The sequence below is a fragment of the Bacillus cereus group sp. BfR-BA-01360 genome (assembly GCF_022663595.1).
Taxonomy (GTDB): domain Bacteria; phylum Bacillota; class Bacilli; order Bacillales; family Bacillaceae_G; genus Bacillus_A; species Bacillus_A cytotoxicus.
On record NZ_JAKUFV010000014.1, the window covers coordinates 69,211 to 86,995 of the forward strand.

A 17,785-nucleotide genomic window follows, 5' to 3' on the forward strand; every position below is an offset into this window, starting at 1 on the left:
CCGCTAATTAAAATTTCACTTTGTCGGTCCATCGCTATCTCATGTCGAAGTGATGATATATTTTGATTTTGTGCTCACGCCATCATAAAAGGGGGCTTTTTACAACTTTCTAAATTAGAATGCTCCTAACGCATTAAAAATTCCTCTAATTTTTCCAATTGTTATATCTAGTCCAAACTTTACAATGTTACGAGTCAATTCCGCAATTTTCATTCCAACACCTTCTACTATATTAAAACTTCTAATTTTTTCTAACTGTTTTTGTTTTTCACTTGCAGAAAACGTCTCGCTCAAAATCTCTGTTTCCATATTTCCTTGTTTCGTTCCTGTCATATGAGCTATTTGTTCATATGTCGGCTGCCGATATCCTTTCATACTCTTCAATCCATAGTTTGCCATTCCAATTCCAGCAAGCATGATAAACAAACAGAAAATCACACCGCACACACATTGCAACGAAAAGCGACTCAATGTGTATATGCTCCTGTATTATCTTGATCAATTTGATGATGAAGCGCTGCATTTAAACCACTTGCGATTACATTTGCCATATCTTCAATAAATGCATCTACTTCTTTTGGTGTCACCATTAAGTTATGTCCAAGCGGAGCCAATACTTCATAAATTAATTTTCGCTTTTCCTCTTCTTCTAACATACCTACAGCCCCTAAAAACATATTTCGACTTTTTTCATCCGGCATATCTTCCTCTGTTAATTTCTTTTTCTCACCAAATGTAAATCCTGCTGGTAATAAAGAACGAGAAGGCTTATCTCCTTCCTTCATTTCGCGTCCAAAATGTTTTAAAATAAAGTCAATCGTGTCACTCGTAATAGAAACAGCATCTACAACTGTTGGAACACCAATTGCGATTACAGGAATACCAAGCGTTTCTTGACTAAGTTCTTTTCTTTTATTCCCTACTCCAGAACCTGGGTGAATCCCTGTATCTGAAATCTGTATCGTACTATTTACTCGTTCAATAGAACGTGCCGCCAAGGCATCAATTGCAATTACAAAATCTGGCTTTGTTTTTTCGATAATACCGAAAATCACATCGCTCGTTTCAATTCCGGTAATCCCCATGACACCCGGCCGAATCGCACTAACAGGACGATATCCATCCTCCACACTTTCAGGTTGCAATTTAAAAAGATGGCGCGTTACAAGGACATTCTCTACAACAATCGGACCAAGTGCATCTGGTGTTACATTCCAATTCCCTAATCCAACGATTAAACAACTCGCTTCCTTCTTAACCCCAATCTCTTCCAAAAAATAAGCAAATTCTTTTGCGAAAATACGCTCTACTTTTCGTTGCAGTTCTGTATCTTGCTGACGAATCCCCTGCACTTCAAGTGTTAAATAATTTCCAGCCTTTTTACCCATTGCTTCCGAAGCACTCTCATCAATCGTCACTTTCGTAATCGTCATCCCTTCTTCTTCACGCTCTTTTATAATCACCCCTTGAATACCGGTGTTTTCTTGTTGCCGTTCTTGCAACATTTGATGCGCCTCTACCGCAAGGTCAGTTCTAACAGCATATTTACTTAAATCCAATGGTTCTTTCATCGTATCTCCTCCATAATTTATAGTAAATATAGTTAGATTTCCCAAAGTTCTACGGAGCCATTCTTTCCTTTATATGAAATTTCATCGATATCGCTATTGCAATTATCTCCACCGTTTGATAGAATATCACTTGTTCTATGTAAGTATCGAGTCACTCGATCGCACCAGGGAGGTGAAAAGTATGGCAAACATCAAATCTGCTATCAAACGCGCTAAACTTAGCGAAGAGCGTCGTGCACATAACGCTTCTATCAAATCTGACATGCGTACTGCTGTTAAAACTGTAGAAGCTTTAGTTTCTAATAACGATCTTGAAAATGCTAAAGAAGCTTTCAAAACTGCTTCTAAAAAACTTGACAAAGCAGCTCGTAAAGGTCTTATCCACCAAAACGCTGCAGCTCGTCAAAAATCTCGCTTAGCGAAAAAAGTAAACGCGTAAGACGTTTAAAAACGATCCATTTGGGTCGTTTTTTTATATACAAAAAGTTCATGCTAATTGTCGCATGAACTTTTCCGGTCACATATGATTCAGTCTCATTAAGAAAAATTCTAGAACTAACTTCTTATCCATTTTCCCTGTCTTCATACTATAGTCCGCTTCCGCTAACTCGAAAATTACCTTTTTCAATTCTTCAAATGAGAAAAGTTTCGTTTGATTCATCGCCAATTTTACTCGGTACGGATGAACACCAATATGCGAAGCAATTTGATTTTGTCCGTATCCTCGCTGCTGTAGTTCTTTTACTTGATGTAATAAACGGAATTGACTCACTAGCAACGCTAATAATTTAATTGGTTCTTCCTGTTGTGTAAATAAGCCATCTAATATTTTCATTGCTCCTGCTATATCTTTTTTTACGACTTTTTCTGTTAAGGCAAAAACATTTTGCTCAACTGACTTCGGTACAAGTTCACTTACAAGTTTTGTTGTAATGTCTCCGCCCGTTCCAACATACAGTGTTAACTTATCCATTTCCTTTGCTAACATTGTTACATTGCTCCCTACGAGCTCCAAAAGCAAACTTACAGCCGCCTCTTCAACATGCACATGAACTTCTTCAGCACGCTTTACAATCCATTTCCTAACATCTTGTACTTGCATAGCATTCGCTTCTACTACCTCAGCCGTTTTCTTTAATAACTTCGTAATTTTTTTTCGCTCATCTAACTTTTCATATGGAGCGATAAAAATCATGATCGAAAATGGAGATGGTTCAGCAATATATTCCTCAAGGATTTTTATATTTTGCTCCAATTTTTCTTTCTGTGATGTTAAAAATAACGGGGACTTTATTAATAATATTTTTCGCTCTCCAAAGAATGGAAGCGTCCTTGCATCCTCTACTACATCCTCTAAATACGCCTCTTCTAAATCATATGTAACAATATTAAAATCACGATCTTCTTCGGCAAGTGCCTCTACTGTAATTAAATCGATTGTTTCATTTATAAAATAGGCTTCCGTTCCATACAATAAATAAAACGGAGCAAACTGTTTCTTTTTAATTTTCTTATGTATATCACTCATACTTTTCCTACTCCCTAATTTGGCAATATACCTTTATACTACTGGTGGATGTAATGTTTTACAAGTCCAAAGGAACAGGTATTTGCCTGTTCCTTTATTTATATAAAACGCCACGCAATAAGCCCCGGGAATCTTATTGGTGTGCGGTAAACCACTTTACTTTTATTATTTACAGCAACTCTCCAAGTATAAGTACCAACTGTTAACATGCTTGGTAATGTAAATCTTTCTTATTTTTTGGGATATTCACCTTCTAAAAAAGAGAATACACGGGATACTCTTACTATCTATGCGGAGAAATTGTAGATTTTTTTCTGACAATATTTTATACTAAAGTGGAATGTTGGGGAGGGATGCTAAATGAATGAATTTGAGCAAAACGTTCAAAGCAAACGTAATGATGCTGTTGATTCAGGGGTAGGATTTATCGTCTCATTTGGTTTTTTCGCAACACTTTTTATTATTGCAACAATCATTAAATTTATAGGTTCCTAAAGACCGCTACTTGCGGTCTTTTTTCATCCTTTTCTGTGTTTCATCATATGTTAATTTGCTTTGAAATGTTCCATTCTTTCCTTGAAAAGTATACAAAATGGCTCCTTCCCTATCTGTCCGCCACACTTCCACTTGCATTTCCTCAAGGCGCTTTAATACTTGGTCATGCGGATGTCCATATCGATTATGCTCTCCTACCGAAATAATCGCTTTCTTCGGCTGAATAAGCCGCAAAAACGGAGCAGTAGAAGATGTCTTGCTCCCATGATGCCCAACTTTTAGTATGTCCGCTCGCAAGTTTGGATATTGTTTTACTATACGTTCCTCACCCTTTTCTTCTAAATCTCCTGTAAACAACCATGTAAATTCTCCTATTTTCGCCCATAGAACAATAGAAGAATCATTATCACTTGTTTCGCTTCCCTCCGGTGATAATACTCTAAATTCCACTTCATCAACTTTCCATCCGTCGCCTTCTTTCACCTTATTGATTCGCATGTCTTTTTTCTGCGCAAGGTACTTCAATTCAGCTTCTAATACAGAATCTTTTCTCTTTTTTCCAAATATAATTTCTTTTACATCAAGAGCTGATACTACCTCTTTAGCCGCTCCCATATGATCGACATCACCATGTGTCACAATCAACTTATCAATCGTGCGAATTCCTTGCTTTTGTAAAAAAGGAATGAGCACATCATCCCCAATAGAAAATTCATGTTTCTTCTGTTGCCAATGTTCTTTTTTTATCGGAATTGTCCCTCCTGTATCAATAAGATACACTTCTTTATCATACGGAAGGCGAATCAATATCGCATCACCTTGTCCCACATCAATAAATGTCACGCTGCCACTTGCGCGAAAATATGGAGATAGATAATGACACATACATAAAAAAAAGAAGATACCAAAGGCGAAATATAAAAATATTTTCCTAATCGCTCTTTCCCACACGATACATATAATAATGATACTAAAGGAATAAAGCACTACAAGAAATGGAGGAGTTTGTCCAAACGTAAACCGTACAAAAGGAAAGGCTTCACAATACTGCAAAACATCATTAGACATGCGTAAACATATAGATAGTAGATGTGCAATTCCTTTTGCCAGTGGAGGGAAAATCATCATACATAAAAAAATAATGATGCTACACGGTAATACAATACAAGACAGGAATGGAACATAAATCAAATTGAGGGGAATACTGTATGGAGAAAAATAACCGAAATGATAGAGCGTAATCGGGATACTGGCAAGTTGTGAAATAAGAGAAAGGATGATTGCATTTTGAATCACTCCGCGGTTATGCTGTAACAATGTATTTGCAGATAACAATAACGCCAAACTACCAATAAACGAAAATTGAAATCCAATATCAAAAAGCATATATGGATCATATATGAGCATGAATATAGCTGTTACACTAATCGCATCTATACTGAATAAACGAAAGGAATGCATCACCCCTATGAGCAATAAAGTACCCATAATAGAGGCTCGCATAACAGAAGGAGATGCCCCCGCAAAAAACATATACAGCGGGATACAAATTATAAGAGCAGTTGTTGTTCTTTCCCTTGTTACACCAATTCGAAGCAAAACAAAATATACAATTGCCGATAGTAATACAATGTGTGAACCTGAAATAGCAAGCAAGTGAATCAAACCAAACTGTTGATATTGTTGTTCCACTTCATATGACATGAATTGGCGGTCTCCAAATAATAGTGCATTCATAAATGCACCCGATTGTTCGGGAAACATTTCTGCAACTGCCAACGTTGCTTTTTGTCTCAATTGAAAAAGCCAATTTACAAATGTAACATGATTGTTGCTACAATCCATTATTGCGGTTGCCTCAAACAAAAAATGAATCCTTTGTTTGTACAAGTAATTTTTATAATCAAATCCATAAAAATTCCGAGCGCTTGGCGGTTCCTTTAACGCTCCTCTAAAAGTACATACCATCCCCACACGTAACCCGCGCAGCACATTCTTTTCCTTCTCTGACTGCATGTTATAAAATAGTTGCACTTTATTTTTTGAGTTATCTTCTATTTGAAAAGAGAGGCGATTCCCATTAATAAGAGGAGTATTTTGAATCAAACCCGTTATGGATTCTAAATCATAACGTATAGAAGGCTTATTTTCCTGTTCAATATATGATGTATAAAGAAAACTACTAAGACACGCTACTATACAGAACATGAGGGTTTGACGCGAAGTACGGCATGTGCAGAATAAAAAATAGCACCCAAATAAAATCGTACCCAATAATTGGGACGAGGAACAGGCAATTGCAATTCCTATTACAAAAGAAATTGCAATATAGCCCCATTGCCTACGCAACTCATTCTCACTCCTTATAGCATTTGTTTCGCTTTTGTGAATACTCGTTGTAGTTCGTCCATTGTTAAATCTTCTTTTTCTAACGAAGAAAACAGTTCTTTCAATTGCGTATGACGCTCTTGTTGCTCTAATGATGCAATATCATATTCTAAAGGAACATGTTTTACAGTCACATTTGCTTGTTTAAATAACTCTATCGCATACGGATGATTTTTATAATCTTGCGCATAATACACGGCCGTAATACCGCTTTGAATAATCGCTTTACAGCATTGCAAACAAGGAAAATGCGTGACGTAAATTTCAGCACCCTCTGTTTTTACACCAAATTTCGCACACTGTAATAAAGCATTCATTTCTGCATGTATTGTACGCACACAATGATTATCAATGACATAGCACCCTTCATCTATACAATGAACACCGCCCTTAATTGAACCGTTATAACCACCTGCAATAATTCGCTTGTCGCGGACAATTGTCGCTCCTACTGCAAGCCTTGTACATGTGCTACGTAGCGATAACAAATGGCTTTGCGTCATAAAATATTGATCCCAAGAAATTCGTTCCATATCTTCACCCACCTTTTTGTCTATCTGTAGTGTAGCGAAAGAAGAAAAAGCTCGTCAATATTTTATTATATTCCCATAAAATTTGCAGTCGTATAATCAAAGAGGGCTTTACACTCCTTTCATCTTTTGCAATTCATATGGTACGACTCCCGTTTTGCTTTATGGAATCATAATTTGATCTTTCATCTTTTCAAGTGATTTCTCTCCAATCCCATCTATCTCCAACAAATCTTCTATCTTTTGAAATGCTCCATGCTCTTCGCGATATTTTATAATTGCCTCCGCTTTCCTCGGACCGATTCCTGTTATGTTTTCAAGCTGTTCTTTTGAAGCTTGATTGATCGGTATCTTTCCAGATTGTTGAACCGGTAGCGTTGTTTCATGTAATCGCTCTCCTTTTTTAGGAATATATAAAAGCATTTGATCCTGCATAATTTGAGCTAAATTTACTTGTGTTACATCCGCTTCTGGCAAAAACCCTCCTGCTTTTTCAATACCATCTTTCACGCGAGAACCTTCTCTTAGCTCATAAACTCCCTCTCTTTGCACAGCCCCTTTTATATCAACTATAATTTCTTTTTTCTGTTCTTTTGTTTCCAATTCTTTTGATTTATTTTTCTCTTCGCGTTTCATAGCTGTCGCTGATTGAAGTTGAACCGTTGCTTTCTCTTCTTGATTGTTTGTCTGCCATAAAAAAAGAACAATCACACATCCAGCAGCTCCTAATAAAGCAAACCACTTCTTTTGTAAATTCCACATCATTTTATTCCTCCAATTCATAAATTCACAACATAGTTCATATTGTTTAGGAGAAAGATGTTACGAAGGAGGGATGAAACATTGAACATCGGAATCATAGGGACAGGAAGCATGGGAAATATACTCATTGATGCTTTTTTAGAAACACGCGCTGTCAAACCTTCGTGCCTCACTATTATTAATCGTACGCCTGCCAAAGCATATCATATAAAAGAGAAGTATCCTTCTATTTGTATAGCAAAAACAGTGCAAGAAGTAATAGAACGTTCAGAACTTGTTTTTATTTGCGTCAAACCTTTAGATATTTATCCTATTTTAAAACAACATACCGCCTACTTGACCGATGAAAAATGTTTAATTTCTATCACTAGTCCTATATCAGCCAGCCAATTAGAAAAAGTGGTTTCTTGTCACGTTGCACGCATTATTCCAAGCATTACAAACCGAGCATTCTCTGGCGCTTCCCTATTCACATTTGGAAAAAACTGTTCTGAGGAATGGAAAGAACAATTACTGAACTTATTCAAAAATATTTCTACACCTATAATCATTGAAGAAGATATTACGCGCGTTTCATCTGATATTGCAAGTTGCGGACCAGCGTTCTTTAGTTATTTATTACAGGCCTTTATTGACGCAGCGGTAGAGCAAACAAAAATTACTCACGAAGAAGCTACTACTTTAGCAAGTGAAATGGTCATTGGGATGGGGAAATTGCTTGAAAAGGAAATTTTCACATTACCGACATTACAAGAAAAAGTATGTGTAAAAGGTGGGGTCACTGGAGAAGGAATCCAAATTTTAAAAGAACACGGCGGGGATATGTTCCACAAGTTATTCGAACGAACACATAAAAAATATGCAGAAGATTTAGCTGGTGCAGAAGAGCAATTTAGCAGGCACACGTAAAGAATACGCCATCTATATATAAAATCCTTTATTTTCTTCTCTTATTTTTGCAAAATAAAACGAAAAGCAACCAATGAATAGGTTGCTTTTCGTTTTATCCATTCTTTTTCACCATAAAAAAGATGCGTTCTGTCTGTTCTGTTACTTCCATACGTTCAAAATCACCCATAACACGGATTACAGAAAAACCCGCTTCTTCAAGCCATTTCGTAATCAATTCAACCGGATATGCACGCTGGATATGATATTCATCAAATCGGTGATATACCCCTTCTTCTGGATCTTGGACAAAGAATGATAATTCATGTTCCACACTATCTGGTACTTCTCCAGGAAAACAGTTCCAAATAAGGGCTATCTCTTCTCCATTTACTGTATACGTTTCATTTTGAAAGATGTGATGAACTTTATATAAAGAATGCACATCAAATAAAAATAAACCATCTTTCCGTAAATGTTGAAATACTCTCTTAAATGTTTCTTGTATCCCTTCTTCTTGCAATACATAATTTAATGAATCACAAAAAATCGTTACACAATCGAATTCTCCAGGAACATCTAACTCTCTCATATCCTGTTGATAAAATGGGATGAAATGCCCTTTTGCTCCTAATTTTTGCTGGGCAACTGCTAACATTTCTTCCGAAAGGTCTACACCAGTCATATCATAGCCTTTTTGTACAAGTGGAAGCGTTACATTCCCAGTACCACAAGCTACATCAAGGATTTTCGCTTCTTTCATCCCCGCCTGCTGCAAACTCTCCTCTGTAAACTCTACCCACTTGTCGTATGGGACATCATTCATAAGTTCATCGTACAGTAATGCGAATTGCTCATATCTCATTGGCTTAACTCTTCTGTAATATCTTCGCGCGGTACGTCGCCCCATAGGCGCTCTAGATTATAATGATCACGCTCATCTTTATGGAATACATGTGCTACAACATCACCAAGATCTACAAGAACCCAGCGCGCCTCATCAAACCCTTCCATACGCTTTACATCAATTTGAAATTCATGTGCCTTCGCTTTAATTTCACGCGCGATTGCTTGTACTTGCTTATCAGAATTCCCATGACAAATGATAAAGTAATCAGCAATTGGTGAAATCCCTTGCATATTTAATACTACGATGTCCTCTGCTCGTTTATCATCAGCTGCCTTTGCTGCTAGCATTAATAAGTCTTTATTATTCATCCAGTAATTTCCTCCTTTACAACTGCATTATACGTTTGAAATGTTAACGGATAAATCGTTTGGTTCTTTTCCATTAAAAATTGAATCGTACGCTTTAATGCAAATAATAATGCTTTATTTATATCCTCCTGCGCTAACTTTCGCGCCTCATCCACGCCTGGAAACTTGCGTCCAGGTTCAATATAGTCCGCTACATAAATAACCTTATCAAGCATTGTCATCTTCTCATGTCCACTCGTATGATATGTAATAGCTTGCAAAATTTCTGGATCTGTAATGCCTACTTCTTTTTCTACTAAGTATGCCCCAACCGGTGCATGCCATAACTCTTTATTATATTGAAGCAAATCTTTTGGCAAATCCGTCCGTTTAATGATATCTTCCATTTCTTGAATTGGTTTACACTTCGCATAATCATGAAAAATAGCAGCCATCTCTGCTTTTTTCTCATCCACACCATATCGCTGAGCCAATTCAATCGCTGTTTCCATTACACCAATCGTATGTATATAGCGCTTTTCATGCATTTGTTTTTTTACAATCTCAAGAGCTTTGTCACGATTCATACAACCCATTCCTCTCAATATATGACTGTACTTGTTCTGGAAGCAAATATTTACACGTCTTCTTATTCTTATACCTCTCTCGCAGTAAAGATGAAGAAACAGCAAATTCCGGAATTTCTATCGTCATAATTTTATAAGGTGTCTGTAAAGTATAGCCCGGCCTTGCAACGCCAACAAACGTTACAAGTTCAAGCAGTTTTTCGATGTTATACCACTTTGGCAAATACTCCACCATATCACCGCCAATAATAAAATAAAACGTTGTATCCGGGTGCTTCTTCGTTAATTGTAACATAGTGTCATATGTATAAGATGGTCCTTCTCTCTCAAGCTCCTCTAAACAAAGTGAAAAATAGCCTTCTTTCTCTATTGCTAACTCCAACATCTTTCGTCGATCTTCTACGCTTGTAACATTTCGATTCCGCTTATGAGGCGGTATTTGATTAGGTAAAAACCAAACTTCATCCAATTCTAATGTATGATACACTTCATTCGCAATTAACAAATGTCCATAATGCGGCGGGTCAAATGTACCACCAATAATTCCGATCTTTTTCAAAGGAAATGCCTCCTTTATTTTATCCCGCTATTTTGGGGCAACCCGATTCATGAGGGCCTTTAATCAGCGAGGAATCCTCCCTACTGATCAAAGTTTCACTTTCTCCCCCTCAAGAACTGCTCTTTTGGAAAAGCTTACTTCTGTTCATTTCATCTACAATACGTATTTTTTCGAAAAAAACTATACAAGTCCTCGACGATTATGGAAGTTGAATTTGCTTATTTTCTCTTGATTCTTTATATAAAACGATTGTACTTCCAATCACCTGAACAATTTCTGCCCCCGCACCTTGTGCTAGTTCTTCTGCAACTTCACGGCGGTCAAACTCACAGTTTTGTAATACGCTCACTTTAAATAATTCACGAGCCTCTAATGCATCTGCAATTTGTTTAATCATATTTTCATTTACGCCACCTTTTCCTACTTGAAAAATCGGTGTTAAATGATGCGCCTTTGCACGTAAAAATCTTTTTTGTTTTCCTGTTAACATATCATTATCCTCCAAGCTTTCTTATTACTAATTGTTTCATTCTATTAATGTCTGGCATCATTCCAGTCCACATCTCAAAGGCAAGTGCCCCTTGATAAACAAACATATCAATACCGCTTTGAATAATCGCTCCACTCAATTTTGCATCATGTAAGAACTTCGTTTCAAAAGGATTATAAATAATATCAGAAACAATTGCCCCTTGTTTTAAAGAGCCAATTTGCATTGGCGTATGTTGTACATGTGGATGCATACCTATCGTTGTCGTTTGAATCAGCACATCATAATTCTCTTGTGCTTCCGTCGCTTTCTCTAGTGAAAGCGCCTTTGAAACAACCCGTTCTTTGCTACTTGCAATCAACTGCTTTGCTGTTTCTACCGTCCGGTTGGCAATATCGATTTCTTTTACTCCTGCAGCTACTAGCGAACAATAAATAGCACGACATGCACCACCTGCACCGAGTAATAACATACGTTTGTGACGTAAGGGTTCTTTACTAATAGCCTGCAAAGAACGAACATACCCAATTCCATCTGTATTATAACCAACAAGCTTGCCGTTTCGATGAACAACAGTATTTACTGCACCGATTTGCTTTGCTAACGGATCGATTTCATCTAAATATTTCATAATAGCAACTTTATGTGGAGTCGTTACATTGATCCCTGAAACTCCTAACGCCTTTAACCCTTTCACAGCTTCCCCTAGCATCTCTTCTTCTACAAGAAACGCATGATAATGAGCATCTATTCCTAAATGTTCAAACGCATCATTATGCATAAGCGGTGATAAGGAATGTCCTATTGGATTTCCGATTACACCATATAATTGTTTCATAAATCCCTCTCCATTTAAATTAAAGATTTACGTAATGAAACACTAACTCCTTTTGGTATATGAGCAACAATTTTTGCTCCTGGTTCGTTCACAGTAACCCATCCTAATCCAGAAAATACAACATCTGTTTTTGGCTCACGAATATTAAATTCATATTTCACAAATTCAGGCATGCTTTCTAATTCCTCTGGAGTTGGTGGATTTAATAATTCCCCAGCATGTTTTTCATGTAATTGATCTGCTTTTTCTAGCTTTGTACGATGAATTGTTAAACGGTTTGAGAAATAGCAAGTAAATGAACGACGACCACCGCTCACATAATCAAAGCGTGCCAATCCACTAAAGAATAATGTTTGTTCTTCATTTAATTGGAATACCATTGGCTTAATCTCTTTTGTTGGTGTAATTATTTTTAAGCTTTGCTTCCCAACATAATGAGCCATTTGATGATGATTAATAATTCCCGGTGTATCATATAAAGAAGACGTATCATCTAATGGGATATCAATTAAATCTAACGTTGTTCCTGGAAAATGAGATGTTGTAATCACATTTTCAGTTTCTTCACTAAATTCTTTAATCATGCGATTAATAAATGTTGATTTCCCAACATTCGTACATCCTACAACATATACATCTTTACCGTTTCGATACTTTTCAATCGCCTCTGCAAGTTCTTGAATACCTTGCCCTTTCGCTGCACTAATTAAAAAGACATCTTCCGCTTTTAAACCAAGCTGCTTTGCACTATAGCGCATCCAATGTTTCATCTTATCATGTTTTACAGATTTCGGAATTAAATCTGCCTTATTTCCTACAAGTAACACTTTGTTGTTCCCAACAAAGCGATGTAATCCTGGTAACCAACTTCCATTAAAATCAAAAATATCAACAATTTTAACAACTAATGCCTCTGACTGGCCAATTCCATTTAAAATACGTAAAAAGTCATCATCCGTTAGCGGCACGTCCTGGATTTCATTATAATTCTTTAAACGGAAACAACGTTGACAAATTACTTGCTCTTTTTGCAAAGATGAAGCCGGTGCATATCCAACTTCATTTTTGTTTTCTGTCTGAATCTCTACACCACAACCAATACATTTAATCGTTTCAATCAAACTTTATTCCTCCCAATGAATTAAACCTTTTTTCTTCATGTTTTTCATAATTCTTCGCTCAATTTTTCGATTGAAGCGCGTTACTAATCCATCCGTTTGTGCAACTGGTACAACTAAAATCGTATGTAGCCCAACTCGATTGCCACCTAATACATCTGTTAAAATCTGATCTCCAATGACTACAACTTCCTCTGGCTTCAAATTCATTTGTTCTATTGCACGTTTAAACGCACGAACAAACGGCTTACGTGCACTATGAATAAATGGAATACCAAGTGGTTCTGCAAAATCCTTTACTCGTTTTTCATTATTATTTGACACAACCGTTACTTGAATGTTTTGTTCCTTCATTTTCAAAAACCATTGTTCAAGCTGCGGCGTGGCATTAGGACGATCCCATTCAATTAACGTGTTATCTAAATCTGTAATAACGCCTTTAATTCCACGTTTTTTTAGCTCTTCTGGTTGAATATGATATACGTTTTTCACGTATTCATTTGGTAAAAATAGTTTCAATTTCTTTCACCTCTTTGAGGATTTTTCATAAAATTTTTCGACAACATTTTTCGATAGACAGCATGTGGATAAACTTGTACACATTTTCCACATTAATATTTCAGTCGATTTAGAAATTATTAACATTTCATACACAATTTATCCACGACACTTTGTGGATAACCATGCGTTTGTGACCATCATATTTTTTTGATACATTAGATGCAACAAAGAACCTATCCTTAATTACTAGGAGGTGACTCATCTTGAATACAAATCATATAGAACAGTTATCTACCGAATTACTCACTGAGTCTTATTATAAAGCAAAAGAACTAAAATTAAATCCTGACTTTATTTTACTTATAAAACAAGAAATCATTAGACGTTCATTAGAGGACAAGCTTGTCAAATCTTCTTAAGTACATATAAAATAATGCCTTATTTGTAAAAAGAGCCATCGGTAAGATGGCTCTTAACTAAAATGAACTTTCCAACTTTCAGGAATTTTCATTAGACACATTGACACATCTCACTTCCTTGAGTCCATACAAGCTTATTATAGACTTCTACTGTTCACTACTATGAGGTTAATCGAGTTGCAATCTTTTCGCCTACACGGAGTTCTTGACCGCTTGTTAACGTTGAAACAGCTTCGATCATTCCTTTTTCAAACAGCAGAACAACTGTCGACCCAAATGTAAAGTATGCCATCTCTTCACCTTTTTGAACAGTGTTTCGTTTATGAAGAAGTTCAATACTGTTTACAAACATAGCTCCTACTTTTACTAGCGCCATACGCTTTCCTTCACTATCTACTTCTGTAACAGAACGATAATTCTTTGACAAAGGTTCTTTCCCATATTTCATGCCTGCTGCATTTACAGGATATGATTTTCCCCCTAGCTCAAACCGCTCTGTCACAGTACCGGAAAGTGGACTATGAATGCGATGATAATGACTTGGACTTAAATAAATCACCACATATGTACCGCCGGCATAACGACTTGCTCTTTCTTCATTGCCAAGCATATCTACAATCGAATAGCGCTTCCCTTTAATATCAAATGTTTTCGATTCTTCAATCGGTCCAAAATCTGCAAAAATTCCATCAACAGGGCTAACAACAGCTGCTGCCTCTGCATGAATCATTCGCTTTCCTTCTTTTAATTTACGTGTAAATAACTCATGTAACGTTCGATATTCTTTTAAATCTTTTTCCATCTCATCTTGATTAATTTGAAACACTTTTGCATAAGAGGGAATAATAATAGAACTGAAACGAGACTGTGCAAATTTACGTAATATATAAGAAGTAAAACGCCCATTTGTAAGTTCAATCATCAGTCGATATAATGTACGTCGCAAACTGCGAAACCTCCTAATCATTCTTAAAATAACAATTACATATAGCTTTCCCTTCTTTTCTTGCGATATCATGCCGTTTATCTAAATAAACACCTTTACGTTATTACAGACAGTCTACATATTATACAAGAAAAATATAGCCTCTTTCATAAAGTGAAACTATAAGCAGCAAGATTTTCCCTTTCCCGCTGATTATGAACCTTTACCAATCAAACGATTACGGACAATCAAACTCCTATCTATCATCTTTATTTTTCTTTCAATCTACAATGAAAGTCTCACTGCCCTATACTGTTGGATAAATTCGTTAGCACCTTCTAATATTACAGATAGAATCCATCATTTTCAACAGTGAACATATATTTCTTCTTTTCGCTTCGCTTTTTATCACCTGCATCAAAAGAAAAAGGAACGACTGCCGTATCAATGCAGTCGTTCCTTTTTCTTATTCCTTTGCTTTCATCTCTTTCTCCGCCCTCACAAATTCATGAAACATTTTCATCAGTGCTCGCTTCTCAATTCTTGATACATAGCTCCTGGAAATTCCAAGCGCCTTTGCGATTTCTCGCTGCGTTTTCTCCTTATCCAGTCCGAGTCCAAAACGCTTTACAATAACTTCTTTCTCCCTCTCATCTAAAATATCAATGTACTCTTTAATTTTTTCTAACTCCATACTAAGTTGAATCATATCGATCACGTCTTCTGATTCAGATTTCAAAATATCGATAAGTGATATTTCATTACCCTCTTTATCTTGCCCAATCGGGTCATGAAGTGAAACATCCTTTTTTGTTTTCTTCAAAACGCGGAGATGCATTAAAATTTCATTTTCAATACAGCGTGCTGCATATGTTGCAAGCTTTGTTCCTTTCCCTGCTGAATAGCTTTCAATCGCTTTAATAAGCCCAATTGTGCCGATTGAGATTAAATCTTCTGCATCTTCACCTGTGTTTTCAAATTTCTTAACAATGTGGGCTACAAGCCGCAAGTTATGTTCAATCAATAAGTTTCTCGCTTGAGCATCCCCTTGCTCCATTAACTCTAAGTACTTTTTTTCGTCATCTGGTGACAATGGTTGTGGAAACGCATTGTTTTTCACATAAGAAACAAACACAAACACTTCACGAACCATATATCCAATTGCGGCGAATAAACTCAAACCCTTCACCCCCGCCAAAATAGTGGTCTTTACTATATGTATGTGGGCGTGAAGTTGTTTGTGTCTGTACCCATTTAAATATGAAAATTCATCATTAAAACATATTACCTGTGCGTGGAGAAGTTAAACATCAACGTGCTCACGATTTTGCGGTAGAGACTGATGATAAATATATATGCTGTAGAAAAAGGAATACTTAAATTTCATTAAAACCAATTCACTTACTATTTGAGAGAGGTATTAAAAAGTCCATCGAGAGTCCTCAATGGACTTTTTGGCAAACTTACTTACTCCAAATCTTTTCTCCTGTATGGGCGTCAATATAGCGAATTTCTTTTCTATTTTCATAATCTGCACCATATCCCTCACTTATGTTCCCGGTCGTTGGCACATAGACAAGCTGATACTGAGGCGGATTGGTCTCACATTCTTCAAACCATTTCAACCGTACATGAAGCGCCTGACAGTACGTATCTAATGCTGTTTCTTGATTTACTTTTACATTTGTGTCATAACTGAGTAGCTGTTCAATTACCTGTTGCGATACGCCACGATACATGTCTACTTCTCCTGATGATGCATCAATAACAACGCTCACCATCTCACCTTCAATACGAATCCCATTCACGTACACATAAAAATTAAAATGCCCTAGATCCTCATCATCCTCTTGGTTCTTCCAAATGCGAAGATGTTCTTCAAAATGTGGAAACACTTTCCCTAAAAATTGCAATGCTTTTTCCAAACATTGCTTACGTGTTAATATTGGTTCTTCGCACGCAGTCTTTCCCCACTTACAGTATGTAAGCAATTGATTTGTCTCTTGATCAATTGTTATAGTCGTTGCCTCTTCATACTGCAAGATAGGAATGTGTTGTCTACAATATGTATCAAAAGATTTATCGTTATCTTTTCGATGCTTTTCTTCCGTTGACACCTTTGTCCAAACGCTTGTCAATTCTCTTCCTTCTGACTTTTCATGTACTTTTTTCATTTTTGTCGTATCTATATGCAGTAGTTGATAAACGTCGGTTGCCATTTCCACTTTTTCTTTCAAAGATGGCAATGAGGCTGTTTCAATTATATAATGACTTCTATCATGTAAGTCTGCTCCTGTGCACGGATTGATAAAAGCATGTGCTGTAATCGGCTCATATACAAGATTGTATCCATCCTTCATTTCGCGATTTTCATATGCAAGCCATTCGTGAGAAAGATGTACAAAAACAAGTTCCACTTCCTGTTTTTTTCGCAATTTGTCTAAAATAACCTCCTTCTTAATAATGGAACTTGGCCAAGTTGGTCTTTCTTTTATTCCTTCGTTTCTAAATGTAATAATATTTCCGAGTAGATCTATTTCCACTACGCAACCCGTTCGAGGTAAAGGGCATCCATGTACTTCTTGTTTATATTCAACGGCAATACACTCTTTTTTTGAAGTTACATATATAAAGTTACACTCTCCATGTATATAAGGTGCATGTTTTTTTATAAATGCATCTGCAATTTCCTTCGCTTTTGGCTCAGCAATTCCGTTTTGTTTTTGCATTATTTCTTTACAAATAGATAATTCTAATAATTCTCCATCCTCTTTCCGCAAACATACTTGAATGCTTTCCTCTGGTTTACCACATTTCTCCCACCAAAGAAGATGTACCTCTTCATTCATTTTTTTATCATCTACAACAAGCACATATTCATCTGGAATTTCAATAATATGTGCAACTTGCTCTTTTCTTTTTTGATCGTTTGCATTCATCATATCCTCTCCCATCCTCTGTCTATTCTTTTTATTATTCCATAAAAAGG

Annotated in this window: 21 protein-coding genes; 4 read left to right on the plus strand and 17 right to left on the minus strand. The window is 36.4% G+C overall.

Annotated elements, in window-relative coordinates; genetic code table 11:
* Nucleotides 1-114: 114 nt before the first annotated feature.
* Nucleotides 115-471, minus strand: coding sequence for a DUF3679 domain-containing protein (locus MR056_RS13985; protein ID WP_048723851.1), 357 nt, complete (start codon nt 469-471; stop codon nt 115-117).
* Nucleotides 468-1,571 (minus strand): GPR endopeptidase, encoded by a 1,104-nt coding sequence (gpr, locus tag MR056_RS13990; RefSeq protein WP_012095512.1) that lies wholly within the window; start codon nt 1,569-1,571, stop codon nt 468-470. Before gpr ends, MR056_RS13985 begins: the two co-directional genes overlap by 4 nt.
* A gap of 181 nt (nt 1,572-1,752) precedes the next feature.
* Here gpr and rpsT point away from each other — a divergent pair, with 181 nt between their 5' ends.
* Entirely contained in the window at nt 1,753-2,010 is a 258-nt protein-coding gene (rpsT, locus tag MR056_RS13995; RefSeq protein ID WP_012095513.1) for a 30S ribosomal protein S20, read from the plus strand.
* A gap of 78 nt (nt 2,011-2,088) precedes the next feature.
* Here rpsT and holA read toward each other — a convergent pair whose 3' ends face one another.
* A complete protein-coding gene (gene holA, locus MR056_RS14000; protein WP_012095514.1) occupies nt 2,089-3,099 on the minus strand; it encodes a DNA polymerase III subunit delta in 1,011 nt (336 codons plus the stop codon).
* A 360-nt stretch (nt 3,100-3,459) separates the two neighbouring features.
* Between holA and MR056_RS14005 the strand changes: the two genes are divergently transcribed.
* Complete coding sequence (locus MR056_RS14005; protein ID WP_041810028.1) at nt 3,460-3,594, plus strand: YqzM family protein; 135 nt, start codon at nt 3,460-3,462, stop codon at nt 3,592-3,594.
* A 6-nt stretch (nt 3,595-3,600) separates the two neighbouring features.
* On the opposite strand, the gene MR056_RS14010 is transcribed toward MR056_RS14005, so the two are convergent.
* From MR056_RS14010 to MR056_RS14020, 3 genes are all read right to left on the minus strand, one after another.
* Nucleotides 3,601-5,943 carry a DNA internalization-related competence protein ComEC/Rec2 gene (locus MR056_RS14010; protein WP_048723848.1) on the minus strand — a complete coding sequence of 781 codons (2,343 nt, stop codon included), beginning with the start codon at nt 5,941-5,943 and terminating at the stop codon, nt 3,601-3,603.
* A 14-nt stretch (nt 5,944-5,957) separates the two neighbouring features.
* Complete coding sequence (locus MR056_RS14015; protein WP_012095516.1) at nt 5,958-6,515, minus strand: ComE operon protein 2; 558 nt, start codon at nt 6,513-6,515, stop codon at nt 5,958-5,960.
* 159 nt (nt 6,516-6,674) lie between these two features.
* Nucleotides 6,675-7,277 carry a helix-hairpin-helix domain-containing protein gene (locus tag MR056_RS14020; RefSeq protein WP_048723846.1) on the minus strand — a complete coding sequence of 201 codons (603 nt, stop codon included), beginning with the start codon at nt 7,275-7,277 and terminating at the stop codon, nt 6,675-6,677.
* A 78-nt stretch (nt 7,278-7,355) separates the two neighbouring features.
* On the opposite strand from MR056_RS14020, the gene comER reads away from it, so the two are divergent.
* On the plus strand, nt 7,356-8,183 hold the full coding sequence (comER, locus tag MR056_RS14025; protein WP_048723844.1) for a late competence protein ComER: 828 nt from the start codon (nt 7,356-7,358) through the stop codon (nt 8,181-8,183).
* 94 nt (nt 8,184-8,277) lie between these two features.
* Here comER and MR056_RS14030 read toward each other — a convergent pair whose 3' ends face one another.
* From MR056_RS14030 to MR056_RS14065, 8 genes are all read right to left on the minus strand, one after another.
* Nucleotides 8,278-9,027 (minus strand): class I SAM-dependent methyltransferase, encoded by a 750-nt coding sequence (locus tag MR056_RS14030; RefSeq protein ID WP_048723842.1) that lies wholly within the window; start codon nt 9,025-9,027, stop codon nt 8,278-8,280.
* On the minus strand, nt 9,024-9,380 hold the full coding sequence (gene rsfS / locus MR056_RS14035; protein WP_012095520.1) for a ribosome silencing factor: 357 nt from the start codon (nt 9,378-9,380) through the stop codon (nt 9,024-9,026). Before rsfS ends, MR056_RS14030 begins: the two co-directional genes overlap by 4 nt.
* Nucleotides 9,377-9,946 carry a bis(5'-nucleosyl)-tetraphosphatase (symmetrical) YqeK gene (yqeK, locus tag MR056_RS14040; RefSeq protein WP_012095521.1) on the minus strand — a complete coding sequence of 190 codons (570 nt, stop codon included), beginning with the start codon at nt 9,944-9,946 and terminating at the stop codon, nt 9,377-9,379. The genes rsfS and yqeK overlap by 4 nt, the downstream gene beginning before the upstream one ends.
* Nucleotides 9,936-10,505 (minus strand): nicotinate-nucleotide adenylyltransferase, encoded by a 570-nt coding sequence (locus MR056_RS14045; protein WP_048723840.1) that lies wholly within the window; start codon nt 10,503-10,505, stop codon nt 9,936-9,938. Before MR056_RS14045 ends, yqeK begins: the two co-directional genes overlap by 11 nt.
* A gap of 199 nt (nt 10,506-10,704) precedes the next feature.
* On the minus strand, nt 10,705-10,995 hold the full coding sequence (gene yhbY / locus MR056_RS14050) for a ribosome assembly RNA-binding protein YhbY (RefSeq protein ID WP_012095523.1): 291 nt from the start codon (nt 10,993-10,995) through the stop codon (nt 10,705-10,707).
* Nucleotides 10,996-10,999: 4 nt separating this feature from the next.
* Nucleotides 11,000-11,833: a shikimate dehydrogenase gene (gene aroE / locus MR056_RS14055; protein ID WP_048723839.1), complete on the minus strand. Its 834-nt coding sequence runs from the start codon at nt 11,831-11,833 to the stop codon at nt 11,000-11,002.
* Between the two features lie 14 nt (nt 11,834-11,847).
* Complete coding sequence (gene yqeH, locus MR056_RS14060) at nt 11,848-12,954, minus strand: ribosome biogenesis GTPase YqeH (RefSeq protein WP_048723838.1); 1,107 nt, start codon at nt 12,952-12,954, stop codon at nt 11,848-11,850.
* Between the two features lie 3 nt (nt 12,955-12,957).
* A complete protein-coding gene (locus tag MR056_RS14065; protein WP_012095526.1) occupies nt 12,958-13,470 on the minus strand; it encodes a YqeG family HAD IIIA-type phosphatase in 513 nt (170 codons plus the stop codon).
* A 245-nt stretch (nt 13,471-13,715) separates the two neighbouring features.
* On the opposite strand from MR056_RS14065, the gene sda reads away from it, so the two are divergent.
* Nucleotides 13,716-13,871 carry a sporulation histidine kinase inhibitor Sda gene (gene sda / locus MR056_RS14070; protein WP_012095527.1) on the plus strand — a complete coding sequence of 52 codons (156 nt, stop codon included), beginning with the start codon at nt 13,716-13,718 and terminating at the stop codon, nt 13,869-13,871.
* A gap of 160 nt (nt 13,872-14,031) precedes the next feature.
* Here the strand turns inward: sda and MR056_RS14075 are convergent, their stop codons facing one another.
* The 3 genes from MR056_RS14075 to MR056_RS14085 form a co-directional block, all read right to left on the minus strand.
* On the minus strand, nt 14,032-14,817 hold the full coding sequence (locus MR056_RS14075) for a phosphatidylserine decarboxylase (RefSeq protein ID WP_012095528.1): 786 nt from the start codon (nt 14,815-14,817) through the stop codon (nt 14,032-14,034).
* A gap of 445 nt (nt 14,818-15,262) precedes the next feature.
* Nucleotides 15,263-15,976, minus strand: coding sequence for an RNA polymerase sporulation sigma factor SigK (sigK, locus tag MR056_RS14080; RefSeq protein ID WP_012095529.1), 714 nt, complete (start codon nt 15,974-15,976; stop codon nt 15,263-15,265).
* A gap of 283 nt (nt 15,977-16,259) precedes the next feature.
* Entirely contained in the window at nt 16,260-17,738 is a 1,479-nt protein-coding gene (locus tag MR056_RS14085) for a YcdB/YcdC domain-containing protein (RefSeq protein ID WP_210370610.1), read from the minus strand.
* Nucleotides 17,739-17,785 lie beyond the last annotated feature (47 nt).

What these genes read in the sequence shown, in the direction of transcription:
- gpr (WP_012095512.1), bottom strand. Translation starts at nt 1,571, where the DNA reads ATGAAAGAACCATTGGATTTAAGTAAATATGCTGTTAGAACTGACCTT.
- rpsT (WP_012095513.1), top strand. Translation starts at nt 1,753, where the DNA reads ATGGCAAACATCAAATCTGCTATCAAACGCGCTAAACTTAGCGAAGAG.
- holA (WP_012095514.1), bottom strand. Translation starts at nt 3,099, where the DNA reads ATGAGTGATATACATAAGAAAATTAAAAAGAAACAGTTTGCTCCGTTT.
- MR056_RS14005 (WP_041810028.1), top strand. Translation starts at nt 3,460, where the DNA reads ATGAATGAATTTGAGCAAAACGTTCAAAGCAAACGTAATGATGCTGTT.
- MR056_RS14015 (WP_012095516.1), bottom strand. Translation starts at nt 6,515, where the DNA reads ATGGAACGAATTTCTTGGGATCAATATTTTATGACGCAAAGCCATTTG.
- MR056_RS14020 (WP_048723846.1), bottom strand. Translation starts at nt 7,277, where the DNA reads ATGATGTGGAATTTACAAAAGAAGTGGTTTGCTTTATTAGGAGCTGCT.
- MR056_RS14030 (WP_048723842.1), bottom strand. Translation starts at nt 9,027, where the DNA reads ATGAGATATGAGCAATTCGCATTACTGTACGATGAACTTATGAATGAT.
- rsfS (WP_012095520.1), bottom strand. Translation starts at nt 9,380, where the DNA reads ATGAATAATAAAGACTTATTAATGCTAGCAGCAAAGGCAGCTGATGAT.
- yqeK (WP_012095521.1), bottom strand. Translation starts at nt 9,946, where the DNA reads ATGAATCGTGACAAAGCTCTTGAGATTGTAAAAAAACAAATGCATGAA.
- yhbY (WP_012095523.1), bottom strand. Translation starts at nt 10,995, where the DNA reads ATGTTAACAGGAAAACAAAAAAGATTTTTACGTGCAAAGGCGCATCAT.
- aroE (WP_048723839.1), bottom strand. Translation starts at nt 11,833, where the DNA reads ATGAAACAATTATATGGTGTAATCGGAAATCCAATAGGACATTCCTTA.
- MR056_RS14085 (WP_210370610.1), bottom strand. Translation starts at nt 17,738, where the DNA reads ATGATGAATGCAAACGATCAAAAAAGAAAAGAGCAAGTTGCACATATT.